15 protein-coding genes are annotated in these 13,303 nt (G+C 70.1%); 5 read left to right on the top strand and 10 right to left on the bottom strand.

What is annotated here, in order from left to right; all coding sequences use genetic code 11:
* Window positions 1–6: 6 nt before the first annotated feature.
* The 3 genes from nadC to nadA are packed head-to-tail and all read right to left on the bottom strand — an operon-like array spanning window position 7 to window position 3,499.
* Window positions 7–861, bottom strand: a complete 855-nt coding sequence (nadC, locus tag ABW16_RS04365) for a carboxylating nicotinate-nucleotide diphosphorylase (protein ID WP_047317913.1) — start codon at window positions 859–861, stop codon at window positions 7–9.
* Window positions 861–2,450 (bottom strand): L-aspartate oxidase, encoded by a 1,590-nt coding sequence (locus tag ABW16_RS04370; protein ID WP_047317914.1) that lies wholly within the window; start codon window positions 2,448–2,450, stop codon window positions 861–863. Before ABW16_RS04370 ends, nadC begins: the two co-directional genes overlap by 1 nt.
* Window positions 2,447–3,499, bottom strand: a complete 1,053-nt coding sequence (gene nadA / locus ABW16_RS04375) for a quinolinate synthase NadA (RefSeq protein WP_047317915.1) — start codon at window positions 3,497–3,499, stop codon at window positions 2,447–2,449. Before nadA ends, ABW16_RS04370 begins: the two co-directional genes overlap by 4 nt.
* Window positions 3,500–3,544: 45 nt before the next feature.
* Here nadA and ABW16_RS04380 point away from each other — a divergent pair, with 45 nt between their 5' ends.
* Together ABW16_RS04380 and ABW16_RS04385 are read left to right on the top strand one after the other, a co-directional pair.
* A complete protein-coding gene (locus ABW16_RS04380) occupies window positions 3,545–4,237 on the top strand; it encodes an NUDIX hydrolase (RefSeq protein ID WP_047317916.1) in 693 nt (230 codons plus the stop codon).
* 42 nt (window positions 4,238–4,279) lie between these two features.
* Window positions 4,280–5,617 carry a lipase family protein gene (locus ABW16_RS04385; RefSeq protein ID WP_047317917.1) on the top strand — a complete coding sequence of 446 codons (1,338 nt, stop codon included), beginning with the start codon at window positions 4,280–4,282 and terminating at the stop codon, window positions 5,615–5,617.
* On the opposite strand, the gene ABW16_RS04390 is transcribed toward ABW16_RS04385, so the two are convergent.
* Window positions 5,583–6,245, bottom strand: a complete 663-nt coding sequence (locus ABW16_RS04390) for a DUF2567 domain-containing protein (RefSeq protein WP_047317918.1) — start codon at window positions 6,243–6,245, stop codon at window positions 5,583–5,585. The two genes, ABW16_RS04385 and ABW16_RS04390, sit on opposite strands and share 35 nt — an antisense overlap.
* A gap of 125 nt (window positions 6,246–6,370) precedes the next feature.
* On the opposite strand from ABW16_RS04390, the gene ABW16_RS04395 reads away from it, so the two are divergent.
* Window positions 6,371–6,907, top strand: coding sequence for a hypothetical protein (locus tag ABW16_RS04395; RefSeq protein ID WP_047317919.1), 537 nt, complete (start codon window positions 6,371–6,373; stop codon window positions 6,905–6,907).
* A gap of 21 nt (window positions 6,908–6,928) precedes the next feature.
* On the opposite strand, the gene bsaP is transcribed toward ABW16_RS04395, so the two are convergent.
* A complete protein-coding gene (gene bsaP / locus ABW16_RS04400; RefSeq protein WP_047317920.1) occupies window positions 6,929–7,168 on the bottom strand; it encodes a biotin synthase auxiliary protein BsaP in 240 nt (79 codons plus the stop codon).
* A complete protein-coding gene (gene bioB / locus ABW16_RS04405) occupies window positions 7,168–8,166 on the bottom strand; it encodes a biotin synthase BioB (RefSeq protein WP_167344258.1) in 999 nt (332 codons plus the stop codon). Before bioB ends, bsaP begins: the two co-directional genes overlap by 1 nt.
* 47 nt (window positions 8,167–8,213) lie before the next feature.
* On the opposite strand from bioB, the gene ABW16_RS04410 reads away from it, so the two are divergent.
* Window positions 8,214–8,789 (top strand): TetR/AcrR family transcriptional regulator C-terminal domain-containing protein, encoded by a 576-nt coding sequence (locus ABW16_RS04410; protein WP_047317922.1) that lies wholly within the window; start codon window positions 8,214–8,216, stop codon window positions 8,787–8,789.
* Here ABW16_RS04410 and ABW16_RS04415 read toward each other — a convergent pair.
* Genes ABW16_RS04415 through ABW16_RS04430 form a run of 4 tightly spaced genes read right to left on the bottom strand, consistent with a single transcriptional unit; the run spans window position 8,782 to window position 12,460 of the window.
* Window positions 8,782–9,288: a 2'-5' RNA ligase family protein gene (locus ABW16_RS04415; protein ID WP_047317923.1), complete on the bottom strand. Its 507-nt coding sequence runs from the start codon at window positions 9,286–9,288 to the stop codon at window positions 8,782–8,784. The two genes, ABW16_RS04410 and ABW16_RS04415, sit on opposite strands and share 8 nt — an antisense overlap.
* Window positions 9,289–9,291: 3 nt before the next feature.
* Complete coding sequence (gene bioD / locus ABW16_RS04420) at window positions 9,292–9,972, bottom strand: dethiobiotin synthase (RefSeq protein ID WP_047317924.1); 681 nt, start codon at window positions 9,970–9,972, stop codon at window positions 9,292–9,294.
* The gene (locus ABW16_RS04425; protein WP_047317925.1) at window positions 9,969–11,126 is read right to left on the bottom strand and encodes an 8-amino-7-oxononanoate synthase; all 1,158 of its coding nucleotides are present in this window, start codon (window positions 11,124–11,126) and stop codon (window positions 9,969–9,971) included. The genes bioD and ABW16_RS04425 overlap by 4 nt, the downstream gene beginning before the upstream one ends.
* 41 nt (window positions 11,127–11,167) lie before the next feature.
* Window positions 11,168–12,460: an adenosylmethionine--8-amino-7-oxononanoate transaminase gene (locus ABW16_RS04430; protein ID WP_047317926.1), complete on the bottom strand. Its 1,293-nt coding sequence runs from the start codon at window positions 12,458–12,460 to the stop codon at window positions 11,168–11,170.
* Between the two features lie 159 nt (window positions 12,461–12,619).
* Between ABW16_RS04430 and ripD the strand changes: the two genes are divergently transcribed.
* On the top strand, window positions 12,620–13,258 hold the full coding sequence (ripD, locus tag ABW16_RS04435; protein ID WP_047317927.1) for an NlpC/P60 family peptidoglycan-binding protein RipD: 639 nt from the start codon (window positions 12,620–12,622) through the stop codon (window positions 13,256–13,258).
* The last annotated feature ends 45 nt before the right edge of the window (window positions 13,259–13,303 follow it).

The following is a 13,303-nucleotide window of genomic DNA, read 5'->3' on the forward strand; positions in this document are numbered from 1 at the left end:
CCAGCCCTACATGTCCAACCCGATGTCGAGCACCTGCACCGAATGGGTGAGGCCGCCCACGGCCAGGTAGTCGACTCCGGTGGCGGCGTAGGCAGCCGCGCTGTCCAGGGTCAGCCCACCAGATGACTCCAGCAGCACACCCGGTGCGCGCGAATCGCGCCGCTGCACCGCCATCTGCGTCTGCCAGACCTCGAAGTTGTCCAGCAGCACCAGCTCGGGCGCCTCGGCGAGCACCTCGTCGAACTGCTCGAGCGAGTCCACCTCGACCTCGCAGGGCACGTCGGGGGCGGCCGCCCGGACCGCCCGCAGCGCCGCGGCCACCGAACCCGCCGCGGCAACATGGTTGTCCTTGATCAGCGCGGCATCGCCCAGACCCATCCGGTGATTCACCCCGCCACCGACGCGCACCGCGTACTTCTGCAGCACCCGCAGGCCGGGCAACGTCTTGCGGGTGTCGCGGATGCGCGCCGACGTACCGTCTACGGCGTCGACCCAGGCCGCGGTGGCGGTGGCGACCCCGGACAGATGGCAGACCAGGTTGAGCATGGTGCGTTCGGCGGTCAGCAGGCCGCGGGTGTCGGCCTGCAAGCTCAGCACCGATGCGCCGGCTGGAAGCCGGGCGCCGTCGGCCACCTTGTCCAATACCCGGTAGCCGTCGGCTCCGAGAACCTCGTCGAGCACCAGCAGGGCCAGGTCGACCCCGGCGATCACCCCGGGCACGCGGGTGACCATGGCCGCTTCGGCTGTCACGCCGGCGGGGACCGTCGCGGCGGTGGTGACATCGGGCCCGTAGCGCAGATCCTCGTCGAGCGCGCGGGCGATGACGTGGCGCGCCTCGTCGAGTTCGGTCTCGGACAGCATCACGATGCGACTCCCGCGGGGGTCTCGAGCGCGACTACTCCGTCGCGCAGCCGGATGGTGGAACTGCGGGCCTGACCGGGGTCGGCGGCCGGGTATTCGGCCCGGTGGTGGCAGCCCCGGCTCTCGGTGCGAGCCGACGCCGCCGCTGCGACCACCCGGGCGGCCAGGGTCAGTGCGGCGTCCTCGACTCCGGCCCGGTCGGTGACGTGGCGTGCTTCGGCGCCCGCCAGCAGCTCCTGTAGCCGCGCGAGCCCGTGCGCGTCGCGGACCACCGAGGCGTCGCGTGACATCGCGTCCTGCAGGGTCTGCCGGTTCACCACGGCGTGCCCGGCGGTCTCGGGCAGCACGGCCTCGGTCCGGCCCACGGACGCCGAGTGCGCCGCGGCCGCAGCGCCGGCGCGGTCACCGACCACCAGCCCTTCCAGCAGGCTGTTGGAAGCCAGCCGGTTGGCGCCGTGCATGCCGGTCCGGCCCACCTCGCCGGCGGCGAACAAGCCGGGCAACTCGGTGCTGCCGGTGACGTCGGTGATCACGCCGCCACAGCTGTAATGTGCTCCCGGCACCACCGGAATCGGTTGGCGCACAGGGTCGATACCGGCGTTCCGGCAGGCCGCGGTGACGGTCGGGAAGCGCTCCGCGAAGCCGTCGATCCCGCGAGCGTCGAGATACACACAGTCGTCGCCGGTCTCGCGCAGGCGAGCGTCGATGGCCCCCGCAACCACGTCGCGCGGAGCCAGGTCCCCCATCGGGTGCACCCCTTCGGTGATCGAGGCGCCGCGGGCGTCGATCAGCTTGGCGCCTTCCCCGCGTACCGCCTCGGTGATCAGCGGCCGGCGCCCACCGGTGGCGCTGCCGTTGCCGGCCCCCGAGAACAGCATCGTCGGGTGAAACTGGATGAATTCCAGGTCGCTGACCGCGACTCCGGCCCACAGCGCCAGCGCCACCCCGTCGCCCGTCGCCCCACCGGGATTGGTGGTCGCCCGGTACAGGTGGCCCAGACCGCCGGTGGCCAGCACCACCGACGGAGCGTGGATCACACCGATCCCGTCGGCGTTGGCCACCAGCACACCGGTGACCCGATCGGCGTCGCGCAGGATCTCACACACCACCTGACCGCAGCGCACATCCAGCGCGGCCGCGGCGTGGTCCAGGGCACGTTGCACCTCGGCTCCGGTCGCGTCGCCGCCGGCATGAATGATGCGACGCCGTGAGTGCCCGCCCTCGCGGGTCAGCGCCCAGTTTCCGTCCGAATCCCGGTCGAACACCGCACCCGCAGCGGCGAGGTCGGAGACCGCACGGTAGCCGTCGGCCACGATCGAGGTCACCGCGTCGCGGTCACACAATCCGCCACCGGCGGCCAGCGTGTCGGCGACGTGGGCGGCCACCGAGTCGTCGTGGCCCGGCAGTACCACCGCGATCCCGCCCTGGGCGTAGTGCGTTGCCGTCGCCGCCGAGCCCGCGGCGGATTTGCTGAGCACCACGACCTCGCGCCCGGCGCGGTGCGCGGCCCGCGCCGCCGCCAGCCCGCCGACGCCGGTGCCGATGACGACGACATCGGCCCGCTGCTGCCAGCTGGGACCAGCGGTCACTTGCTGACCGGGACGGAGTGTCCGATCGCGATCATCCGCTGCACGCTGCGGGCGGCCAGGCGGGCCGTCTCGGGGTCGACGTGGATCTCGTCGGCGCCTTCAGTCAGGCTGCGCAGCAGGGCCGCCGGGGTGATCATCTTCATGTACTTGCAGGCCGCCTTGCGGTTGACCGCTTCGAAGTCGACCTGCGGCGCAGCCTTGCGCAGCTGGTGGATCATGCCGACCTCGGTGGCCACCAACACCTTGCGGGCGCCGGTCCGCGCCGCCTCCTCGAGCATCCCGCCGGTCGACAGGATCTTGACCTGCTCCTCGGGGAAATGGCCCTCGCCGACCAGGTACAGCGACGACGTCGCGCAGCCGCACTCGGGGTGCACGAACAGTTCGGCGTCCGGGTTGGCCCGCGCCTTCTCCTCGAGCTCGTCGCCGTTGATGGCGGCGTGCACGTGGCATTCGCCGGCCCAGATGTGGATGTTGTCGCGGCCGGTGACCCGTTTGACGTGCTGGCCCAGGAACTGGTCGGGAAGAAACAGCACCTCACGGTCCGGATCGATCGCGTTGACCACATCGACGGCATTCGACGAGGTGCAGCAGTAGTCGGTCAGTGCCTTGACCGCCGCGGTGGTGTTCACGTAGGACACCACGACCGCGTCTGGGTATTCATTGCGCCAGGTCTGCAGTTCCTCGGCGGTGATCGAGTCGGCCAGCGAACAACCCGCCCGGGTGTCGGGCAGCAGCACCGTCTTGTCCGGGGACAGGATCTTGGCCGTCTCGGCCATGAAGTGCACACCGCAGAACACGATGGTGTCCTCGGCGGCGGTGGCCGCGATGCGGGCCAGCGCCAGGGAGTCCCCGACGTGGTCGGCGATGTCCTGGATCGCCGGCAGTTGGTAGTTGTGGGCCAGGATCGTCGCGTTGCGTTCCTTTTTGAGTCGGAGAACCTCGTCCACCCACTCCTCGTCGGGTTCGATACCGCTGTAGCCCGCCGGCGAGTTCACGATGCGGTCGGCCAGGCTGCTTGCCCGCACACCGCTGTCGGTGAGGGTGGTCATGAGTGACTCCTTCTCAAAACAGGTTTTCGACTTATAATCGAAAACATGGTCCATACTAGCACCGCGCACGAAGTGCTCACGGTGGTCTTCCAGGTTGGTGGCCTTGACCAGCGCCGACCCCGACTCAACGTGCTGCTGTGGGAACGTGCGCGCGAACCGCAGTCTGGCCGGTGGTCGCTGCCCGGTGGCCTGCTGCGCAATGACGAGGATGTCACGGCATCGGCCCGCCGCCAGCTGGCCGAAAAGGTCGACCTGCGTGAGATCGCCCACCTTGAGCAGCTGGCTGTGTTCTCCGACCCAGGCCGGGTGCCCGGCGTGCGCACCATCGCGTCGACGTTTCTGGGCTTGGTGCCCTCCCCTGCCGACCCCGAGCTACCGAGCGACACCCACTGGCATCCCGTCGACGACTTGCCGCCGATGGCGTTCGACCACGGGCCGATGGTGGCACACGCGCATAGTCGCCTAGTCGCCAAGATGTCGTATACGAACATTGGATTCGGCTTGGCGCCAACGGAATTCATCCTGTCGACACTGCGGGACATCTACAGCGTCGTATTGGGCTACCAGGTCGATGCCACCAACCTGCAGCGGGTGCTGGTGCGCCGCGGAGTGATCACCCGCACCGGCACCACCGCCCGTTCGGGACGTAGCGGGGGCCGTCCGGCGGCCCGATACCGGTTCACCGACTCCGAACTTCGCGTCACCGACGAATTCGCCGCATTGCGGCCGCCCGGGTGAGTCGACTGGAATCTTAACGCCCTCTTAAGCAACAATGCCGGGATGGACGTCGACAGTCTGGCCCGCGAAACATCTGTCGAGTGGATCGGGCAGGCCCCGCATCAGCCGCTGCAATCCGGCGAACGCCCCCTGCAGCCGGCCGAGGACCCGTTCTATGAGCCACCGGCGGGCTTCCAGCACGCCGTGCCGGGCACCGTGCTGCGCTCCCGCGACGTCGAGCTGGCCTTTCTGGGCCTGATCCCGCAGCAGCTGCAGGCCACCCAGCTGCTCTACCGCACCGTCGACCGGAACGACGTCCCGCAGGTGACGGTGACGACCGTGGTGGTGCCCACCGATCGGGATCGGACCCGGCCGTGTCCGATCGTGTCGTATCAGTGCGCGATCGACGCGGTCGACGGCCGGTGTTTCCCGTCCTTTGCGCTGCGCCGCCGCGCCCGGGCGCACGGGTCTTTCACGCAGCTGGAATTCGTGCTGATCGCGGCCATCCTGTCGCAGGGGTGGGCGGTGTCGATCCCCGACCATGAGGGCCGCTTCGGCCACTGGGGAGCACCGTATGAACCCGGCTACTACGTGCTCGACGGGCTACGCGCCGCGCTGAGTACCGACCAGCTGGACTTGTCCCCCGACGCCCCGGTGGGCCTGTGGGGTTATTCCGGCGGCGGCCTGTCCACGGCATGGGCGGCCGAGGTCTGCGCCGACTACGCCCCCGACCTCGACATCGTCGGCGTTGCGCTCGGCTCACCGGTGGGCGACCTGGGCAACACCCTGTTACGACTGAACGGATCGTTCTGGTCGGGCCTGCCGGCACTCATGATCGCCGCCCTGAGGCGGGTCTACCCCGAACTCGACACGTTCGTCGAGGAACACGCCACCGCCGACGGACGTGCGCTGATGCGCAAGCTGGAGTCGACCAGTACCGCGGCCGCGGTACTGCGGCTACACCACCGTTCCCTGAGCTCCTACATCGACAAGCCGCTGAACGAACTGGTGGAGACCCCGGTGGTACAGCATGTCTTCAATGACACCAGGCTGGGCGGCGCCGTGCCGACGCCGCCGGTGCTGATGCTGCAGGCCATCCACGACCAGGTGATCTCCGTCGACGACATCGACGCGCTCGCCGAGACCTACGCGGCCGGCGGCGCACGGCTGACCTACCACCGCGACCTGCTCAGCGAGCACATCCTGTTGCACCCGCTGTCGGCACCGATGGTGCTGGAGTGGCTGCGCGATCGGTTCGCCAACCGGCCGCTGCCGCAAGCACAGGTGAGCAGCGCGTGGCCGGCGCTGCTGAACCCCAAGACCTACCTCGGGCTGGTGCGCCTGGGCGTGATAGCGACCCGGGTGATCACCGGCGGGGCGGTGCGCCGACTTCCGCTGTGACGGCCGGTTGCGGTCGCCGGACGGGTTCTGGCGGATAGCCGCCGAGGTCGTCACGGGTGCTCCACGTGGCGCACAGGCCGTACACCAGCGCCGCTGTGGCTGCCGGCAACAGTAGTGAGGCCGCAATCTGCAGCGGCGTGTGCCCGAAGAACACCGGCGGTCCCTCCGCCACGTAGTGCACCCGGTGGTCGGGACTCACCGGTGCGGCATCCACGTCGATGGTGCCGTAGCGGCGGTGCACCAGGACGGTGCCGGTCAGCACCGCCAGCGCCGCCCCGGCGCTCAGCCCCACCGACAGGCTCGCGATCATGCCCGGTCCCCGATGCGCCCGCCACTGCCAGGCCAGCGTGGCCGACACCACCGCCACCACGCTCAACAGTCCGAGCAGCAGGCACGGTGCGATGAAAAAGTGCTCGGCTTCGTTGCCCAGGTAGGCCTGCACCCGTTCTCCGCTGCGGGTCAGTGCCACCACGCCGTGAATGGGCGGGGCCACCCACGCCCACAACGCGCCCACCGGCGGGCCGACGGCGGTCAGCCCGGCCGCCATCAAGAAGAACGCCCGAGTCCGGGTGGTACGTGGGGCAGGCTCTCGTCGAGCGACCTCGCCGACTGCCGACGGTTCAACCACCTGCCCACACCTTCCCCTCGAACGGTCGACCAACCCTACCGGGCCGCCCGGACCCATCCGGGCGCCCCCAATTCGTAGGGAAACGCCTGATTCACCGCCGTTGGCCGAATCGATACGGTCGGCTCATGGTCGAACTCGACAAGCCCGGGGCGTCAAGATTGGTGCCGTTGCTGCTGTGCTCGGTGTTGTGCGGGGCGGTCGCCTGCGGATCAGGCGCGCGCGACAGCGATTCCGGCAAGCGCGACAGCAAACCCGACAGGAACGCCTCGAGCGCTGCTGCCGCACCCATCGACGCCTGCGCGATGGTGCCGGCCCAGGACATCGCTGCGCTGCTCGGCACGACGGTTCAGGGGAAGTCCACGTCGATCCGTCCGGACATGGGCGAATGCACGTGGGAGAACCGGGAGACCTACGAATCGGTGTCGCTGGAAATCGGTAATCCCGGAACCGCGCCCAACAACACGTTGCCGCCCGTCGATCCGGTGTACGGCTTCACCCCCGGACCCGACGGCATGCGCTACATGGGTTCCGGGCAAGTCGGGTTCGCCGCCGGCGGCCGGTCGAACACGGTGCAGGTGGCGGTGCTGAGGCTGTCCGCCGACGAAGCCAACGCCGCTGCGGTGGACCTGGCGCGCAAAGTCCTGCCGAAGGTCCCGTCCTAACGGCGTCGGTCAACGCGCCGCTCAGCGCTGCGACTCGAGCTCGGTCGAATCCACCAGGCCGTGCCGCGAACACTTGGCCCACCAACCGTCCGGGCGCACCTGCACCATCATCCGGCGTCCGCAGGAGGCGCAGAATCGCGGCGGCTCCAGGCCCAGCTGGGCGGCGGTGGGCAGCGATGCCCCGGCGGGATCGTCGATCTGTACCCCGGTGTAGACATTGTAGACGCCGGCTCCAACCGGAGCGGGCAGGTCGCGCACCATCACAGGGTGGCGTTGAGTGCCTTGATCGGCATCTGCAGATCGTCGAGCAGTTCCAGGTCGGTCTCGGCCGGCCGGCCCAGGGTGGTCAGGTAGTTGCCGACGATGATGGCGTTGATACCGCCCAGGATGCCCTGTTTGGCGCCCAAGTCGCCCAGCGTGATCTCCCGGCCGCCCGCGAAGCGCAGCATGGTGCGCGGCAGGGCCAGTCGGAACGCGGCGACGGCCCGCAGCGCGTCGGCGGCCGGCAGCACCTCCAAGTCGCCGAACGGGGTGCCCGGGCGCGGGTTGAGGAAGTTCAGCGGGACTTCGTCGGGGTTCAGCTCGGCCAGATCGGCGGCGAACTCCGCGCGCTGCTCCAGCGTCTCGCCCATGCCGAGGATGCCGCCGGAGCAGACCTCCATGCCGGCCTTGGCCACCATGCGCAGGGTCTCCCAGCGCTCTTCCCAGGTGTGGGTGGTGACGACGTTGGGAAAGTGCGACCGGGCGGTCTCCAAGTTGTGGTTGTAGCGGTGCACGCCCATCGCGGCCAGCTTGTCCACGTGCCTCTGGGTCAACATGCCCAGCGAACAGGCGATCTGGATGTCGACTTCGTTGCGGATGGCTTCGATACCCGCGGCGACCTGGGCCAGCAGTCGCTCGTCGGGCCCGCGTACCGCGGCGACGATGCAGAATTCGGTGGCGCCGGTCTTGGCCGTCTGCTTGGCCGCCTCGACCAGGCTGGGAATATCCAGCCAGGCGCTGCGCACGGGTGAGGAGAACAGCCCGGACTGCGAGCAGAAGTGACAATCCTCCGGGCAGCCACCGGTTTTCAGGCTGATGATGCCCTCGACCTCGATCTCCGGGCCGCACCACCGCATCCGCACTTCGTGGGCCAACGCCAGCAGCTCATCGAGTCGGTCGTCGGGCAGCTGCAGCACTTCGAGAACCTGATCCCGACGCAACGCCTCGCCGCGCTCCAGTACCTGTTCCCGGGCCAATGCCAGGATGTCGTCGGTCACGCGCGCTCCCCTCAAGACTTGAACGGTGTTCAGGTTAGGCTAGCGGGGTGCAGCTGCACAAACCTGACGTGGTCGCCGCGGCGACCACCATCCTGGACGACTACGGCATCGCCGATCTGTCGATGCGCCGGCTGGCGCGCGAGCTCAATGTCAGCCCCAGCGCGCTGTACTGGCATTTCGCCAACAAGCAGCAGCTACTGGGTGCGGTCGCCGACCGCGTGTTGGCTCCCGCCTGTGCAGACCCCGGCCCGGGCAGCTGGCAGTGGCGAATCCAGACCGTGGGCGAGCGACTGCGGGATGCGCTGCTGTCCCACACCGACGGCGCCGAACTGGTGTCGGCCAGCATGGCGGCGGGCCAGTCCCGGGCGGCCACCGACGTCCTGGCGCTGCTGGCGGAGGCGGCGACGGCCGCGGGCGTGCACCCCGATCAGGCCGGGCAGGTCGCCCGCACCGTCGTCTACTACGTCTTGGGATTCACCGCCGATGAGCAGTCCCGCCTGCAGTGGGACGCCGCCGGCGCCGCCGAGATCACGCCCGAGGCCGACCCCAGCAGTGCGTTCGCATTCGGGCTGGGGTTGTTGATCGACGGCTTGGCGGCGCGCGCAGGGCTCATCGTCAGCTGATCGGATATTCGTTGCGCGCGTTGCCATCCCACCGTCGCAGCCCGACAAACCGCCCGGTGATGTCGGACCGGCCGGCGATGCGCTGAGCCCGGCCCAACTGAGCCGGACCGACCCGGCGGGCCAGCGTGGTGTGCGCCGTCCACTGGCCGGGCGCCACGTTGGCCATCGGGCCGGGAATCAGATGGGGCGCACACAACCGGTACACCCGCTCGTGCAGCTCCAGCAGTGCCGACGTCGGCACCACCAGCCGTGCCAGCACCCCGTGGGAACGGCCGAAGATCAGCGTCGCGCCCAGGGTGCAGTCCATCGGCAGTAGGTCGGCAACCGTCGACAGCGCGGCGTCGACCTGCGGATCGATGCGCTGGGCGACCACCAGGGTGACGTGCGGGCGGGCGGCCGGCGCCTGACTGGGCACCCCGGCGGCGGTCAGGTCGGTCCAGATCCGCCGGACCGCGGTCTCGGTGTCGGCGTCAAAGACCAGCTCGATCGAGTGCACCACCGCTCAGCCCGCCAGGGTGCGCACCCAGTCGGTGTCGAACGCTGAAGTGCTCATGGCGGCGAAGTCCGCGGCACCCAGCGCCCCGGCCCCTGCCGGCAGCACGGCGCGCACCGGCGCCAGCCGGGCCAATGCCCCGCGATTGCTGGTGGCGGCCGGACCGGGCTGCGCCGGCCAACTGCCGATCACCAATCCGGCGCACGATAATCCTTGCCCGGCAAGCGCTTCCAGGGTCAATGCGGTGTGGTTCAGGGTGCCCAGCTCAGCGTCGACCACCACGAGTACGGCGGCGCCGAGGTCGACGGCCAGATCGCGCAGGGTGACGCCGTCGGCGGCCAGCTCGACCAGCAGGCCGCCGGCGCCCTCCACCAGGGTCAGTCGCCCCGGCTGGTCGCCCTCGCGGATCAGCGCCAGCAGCTCCGCCCGGGTCGGCAGCGCCATGCCGGCCTGTTCGGCCGCGGCGACCGGGGCCAGCGGCGCCGGGTAGCGGGCGGCGGCGAACAGTTCGGTGACTCCCGACAGCCGGCCGACCTCGGCCAGGTCGTCGTCGCCGTCGGCGGTGCCGGTCTGGACCGGCTTGCACACCGCCACGTCCAGGCCCGCCTGCCGGACGGCGCCGGCCAGCGCAGCGGTGGCGATCGTCTTGCCCACCCCGGTGCCGGTGCCGGTGATGAACAGGACGGTCATGACGACAAGGCGGGATGGTCGCGCAGCACGTCGCGCAGCACCCGTCGCGCCAGCTCCAGATCATCGGCGGTCAGCGAAGCCCGCGCGGTCAACCGCAGCCGCGACGTGCCGGCCGGTACGGTGGGCGGCCGGAAACAGCCGACCCGCACCCCGGCATCCAGGCAGGCGGTCGCGGCGGCCACCGCCGCCTCCGCCTCGCCGAGAATGACCGAGACCACCGCGGATTCCGGCTGGTGGTCCAGCCCGCAGATCTCGGCCAGCACGCCGGCGTGCCGCAGTACGTCGCCGGCGCGGGACGGCTCGGCGACCAGCACATCCAGGGCGGCCGACGCCGAACCGAGCGCCGCCGGGGCCAGGCCGGTGTCGAAGATGAAGGTGCGGGCGGCATCGATGAGGTGGTCACGAACCTCGACGGGCCCCAGCACCGCGCCGCCCTGACTGCCCAGGGCCTTGGACAACGTCGTGGTGATCACCACATCGGGCGCCCCGGCCAGCCCGACTTCGTGCACCAGCCCGCGGCCGCCGGTGCCGCGCACGCCCAGCGCATGCGCCTCATCGACGATGAGCAGCGCGCCGTGCCGGCGACACACCTCGTGCAGCTGCCGCAGCGGGGCCAGCGCACCGTCAGTGCTGAACACCGACTCGGTGAGTACCACGGCGCGTTCTTCGGTCCGGCCCGCCAGTGCGGCGCCGACCGCATCCACGTCACGGTGACCGGTGACGACGACCCGCGCCTTCGACAGCCGGCAGGCATCCACCAGAGATGCGTGACAGTAGGCGTCGGACACCAGCAGCGAACCCGGACCGGACAGGCTGACCACCGCACCGAGGTTGGCGGTGTAGCCCGACGAAAACACCAAACCCGCTGGCGCGCCGACGAAATCGGCCAACTGCTGTTCGAACTGCTGATGCAGTTCGGTGTTGCCGGTCACCAGACGCGACCCCCCGGCGCCGCCGCCCCAGGTCTGCAGCGCCTCGATGCCGCCGGCGATGACAGCCGGGTGGGTGGCCAGGCCGAGGTAGTCGTTGGACGCCAGGTCCAGTTCGCCTGTGACCACGGGCCGCACCCGCAGTGAACGTCGCAGGCCGGCCTGGCGACGCCGCTGCTCCACCTCGGCCAGCCAGGCCAGTGGCGACACATCGGTGCGGGTCACGCGGCGCTCCCTGTGCGGTCTCGAGAAGACTTGAACACCGTTCAGGCTAAGGCATGCACGACGCCCACCATCGCGCTGCCGATCCGGGCGATCTCCTCGGGCGTACAGACGTAGGGCGGCATCGCATAGACCAGGTTGCGGAACGGGCGCAGCCACACCCCGTGGGCCAGCGCGGCTTGCGTGGCAACGGCCAGGTCCACCGGCTCCCGGCATTCGATGACCCCGATGGCGCCGCAGACCCGAACATCGGCGACTCCGGGCAGCTCACGCGCGGGTGCCAGGGCGGCGGTCAACCCGGCGCCGATCCCGGCGACCGACGCGCGCCAGTCCTGACGCAGCAACAGCTCGGTGCTGGCCACCGAGACGGCGCAGGCCAGCGGGTTCGCCATGAACGTCGGCCCGTGCATCAGTGCGCCGGCCTCGCCGCCGCTGATCGTGTGGGCGATCTCGGTGCCGCACAGGGTGGCAGCCAGGCTGAGATAGCCGCCGGTCAGGGCCTTGCCGACACACATGATGTCGGGGCTCACGCCCACGTGGTCGGCGGCGAAGAGCTCACCGGTGCGGCCGAATCCGGTGGCGATCTCGTCGAAGATCAGCAGTACGCCCTGGCGGGTGCAGGCGTCGCGCAGGTCGGCCAGGTAACGCGGATCGTGGAAACGCATACCGCCGGCGCCCTGCACCACCGGTTCCACGACCACGGCCGCCACCTCATCGCGGTGTTGTTCCAGCTGCGCCTCGAACGCCGCGCTGTAATCCGGGTCGTACTCGCGGGGCACCTGCGGGGCGAACAGCTGAGCCACCAAGACATCACGCCACAGCGAGTGCATGCCGCCGTCGGGGTCGCAGATGCTCATCGGGGTGAAGGTGTCGCCGTGATAGCCGCCGCGCCAGGTCATCAGCCGGTGTTTGGCGCCGCGGCCGCGCGCGCGCCAGTACTGCAGCGCCATCTTGACCGCTACCTCCACCGACACCGAACCCGAGTCGGAGAAGAACACCGTGTCCAGCCCCGCCGGGGTGATCTCCACCAGCAGCTGAGCCAGCCGGGCTGCGGGTTCGTGGGTGAGCCCGCCGAACATCACGTGGCTCATGGTGCCCAGTTGGGCCGTCAGCGCGGCATCCAGTTCGGGGTGGCCGTGGCCGTGGATCGCGGTCCACCAGGAGCTCATCGCGTCGAGTACGTCGACCGCCGCACCGTCGACGGCCAGGGTCAGGTAGGCGCCCCGGGCGGCCAGCGCCACCATGGGCCTAGGAAATTCGGCGCCGATCGTGCTGTAGGGGTGCCACAGGTGTGCGGCGTCGATCGCGCTGATCTGGTCGGGACTCAACGCGGGCATGCCTGACGACAGTAGTGGCCGCCGGCGTAACCGTTGGGTCACAGGTTGCGCAATTTCTCTCCCGGGACGGCTGACTGCGCGTAAACGCCGGTAGGCTCTGTGACAGAAGTGACGAGTGATACTGCCGTGAATATCGGCCCAGAAGGGGGTTGTTCGAAGATGAAACGCGTCTGCACTACCGCGATCGCATTGGCGGCGGCCCTGGCCCCGGCGCTGAGTGCCGCGCCCGCCTACGCCGACCCGCTGTCACAGACCGGCCAGAACCAGCTCGTCGAACGCGTGATCCAGCGTGCCCTGTCACAGCGCGGTGTGCCCTTCGTCTACGGCGGCGGTGACGTCAACGGGCCCACCAACAGCGCGCGGGCCCGGGCTGCCACCACCCGCAGCTCGCTGACCGACATCACCGGCCGCGCCAGCCTCCCGAGCACACCCAACGGCCCCAGGATGCCGGCAAGCGCCACCCCGGGTCTGCCGGGCACCACGCTGGCACCCACCGAGGACATCCCGGACACCACCACTGTCGGCTTCGACGCCTCCGGCCTGATCCAGTACGCGTTCGCCGGTGCCGGGATCAGAATGCCGCGCACCTCCGGCGAGCAGTGCAGCGTCGGCCAGAAGGTCCCGCCCGCGCAAGCCCGTCCCGGCGACCTGCTGTGCTACGGCCCGGGCGGAACCCAGAGCGTCGCGCTGTACCTGGGCAACAACCAGATGATCGAGGGCACCAGCCCCGCCGTCACCGTCTCGCCGGCCCGCACCTCCAACATGGTCCCCTACCTGACCCGGGTGCTCGGCTCCTGACCGACTCGGTCGACATCACAACGCTCTCCAGTGCGGTTTCCCCAG

The sequence above is a fragment of the Mycolicibacter heraklionensis genome, from assembly GCF_001021505.1.
Taxonomy (GTDB): Bacteria; Actinomycetota; Actinomycetes; order Mycobacteriales; family Mycobacteriaceae; genus Mycobacterium; species Mycobacterium heraklionense.

Coding starts and splice junctions, on each gene's coding strand:
- nadC (WP_047317913.1), bottom strand. CDS start 861: ATGCTGTCCGAGACCGAACTCGACGAGGCGCGCCACGTCATCGCCCGC.
- nadA (WP_047317915.1), bottom strand. CDS start 3,499: ATGACCACCCTCACCGACAGCGGTGTGCGGGCAAGCAGCCTGGCCGAC.
- ABW16_RS04380 (WP_047317916.1), top strand. CDS start 3,545: ATGGTCCATACTAGCACCGCGCACGAAGTGCTCACGGTGGTCTTCCAG.
- ABW16_RS04385 (WP_047317917.1), top strand. CDS start 4,280: ATGGACGTCGACAGTCTGGCCCGCGAAACATCTGTCGAGTGGATCGGG.
- ABW16_RS04395 (WP_047317919.1), top strand. CDS start 6,371: ATGGTCGAACTCGACAAGCCCGGGGCGTCAAGATTGGTGCCGTTGCTG.
- bsaP (WP_047317920.1), bottom strand. CDS start 7,168: ATGGTGCGCGACCTGCCCGCTCCGGTTGGAGCCGGCGTCTACAATGTC.
- bioD (WP_047317924.1), bottom strand. CDS start 9,972: ATGACCGTCCTGTTCATCACCGGCACCGGCACCGGGGTGGGCAAGACG.
- ABW16_RS04430 (WP_047317926.1), bottom strand. CDS start 12,460: ATGCCCGCGTTGAGTCCCGACCAGATCAGCGCGATCGACGCCGCACAC.
- ripD (WP_047317927.1), top strand. CDS start 12,620: ATGAAACGCGTCTGCACTACCGCGATCGCATTGGCGGCGGCCCTGGCC.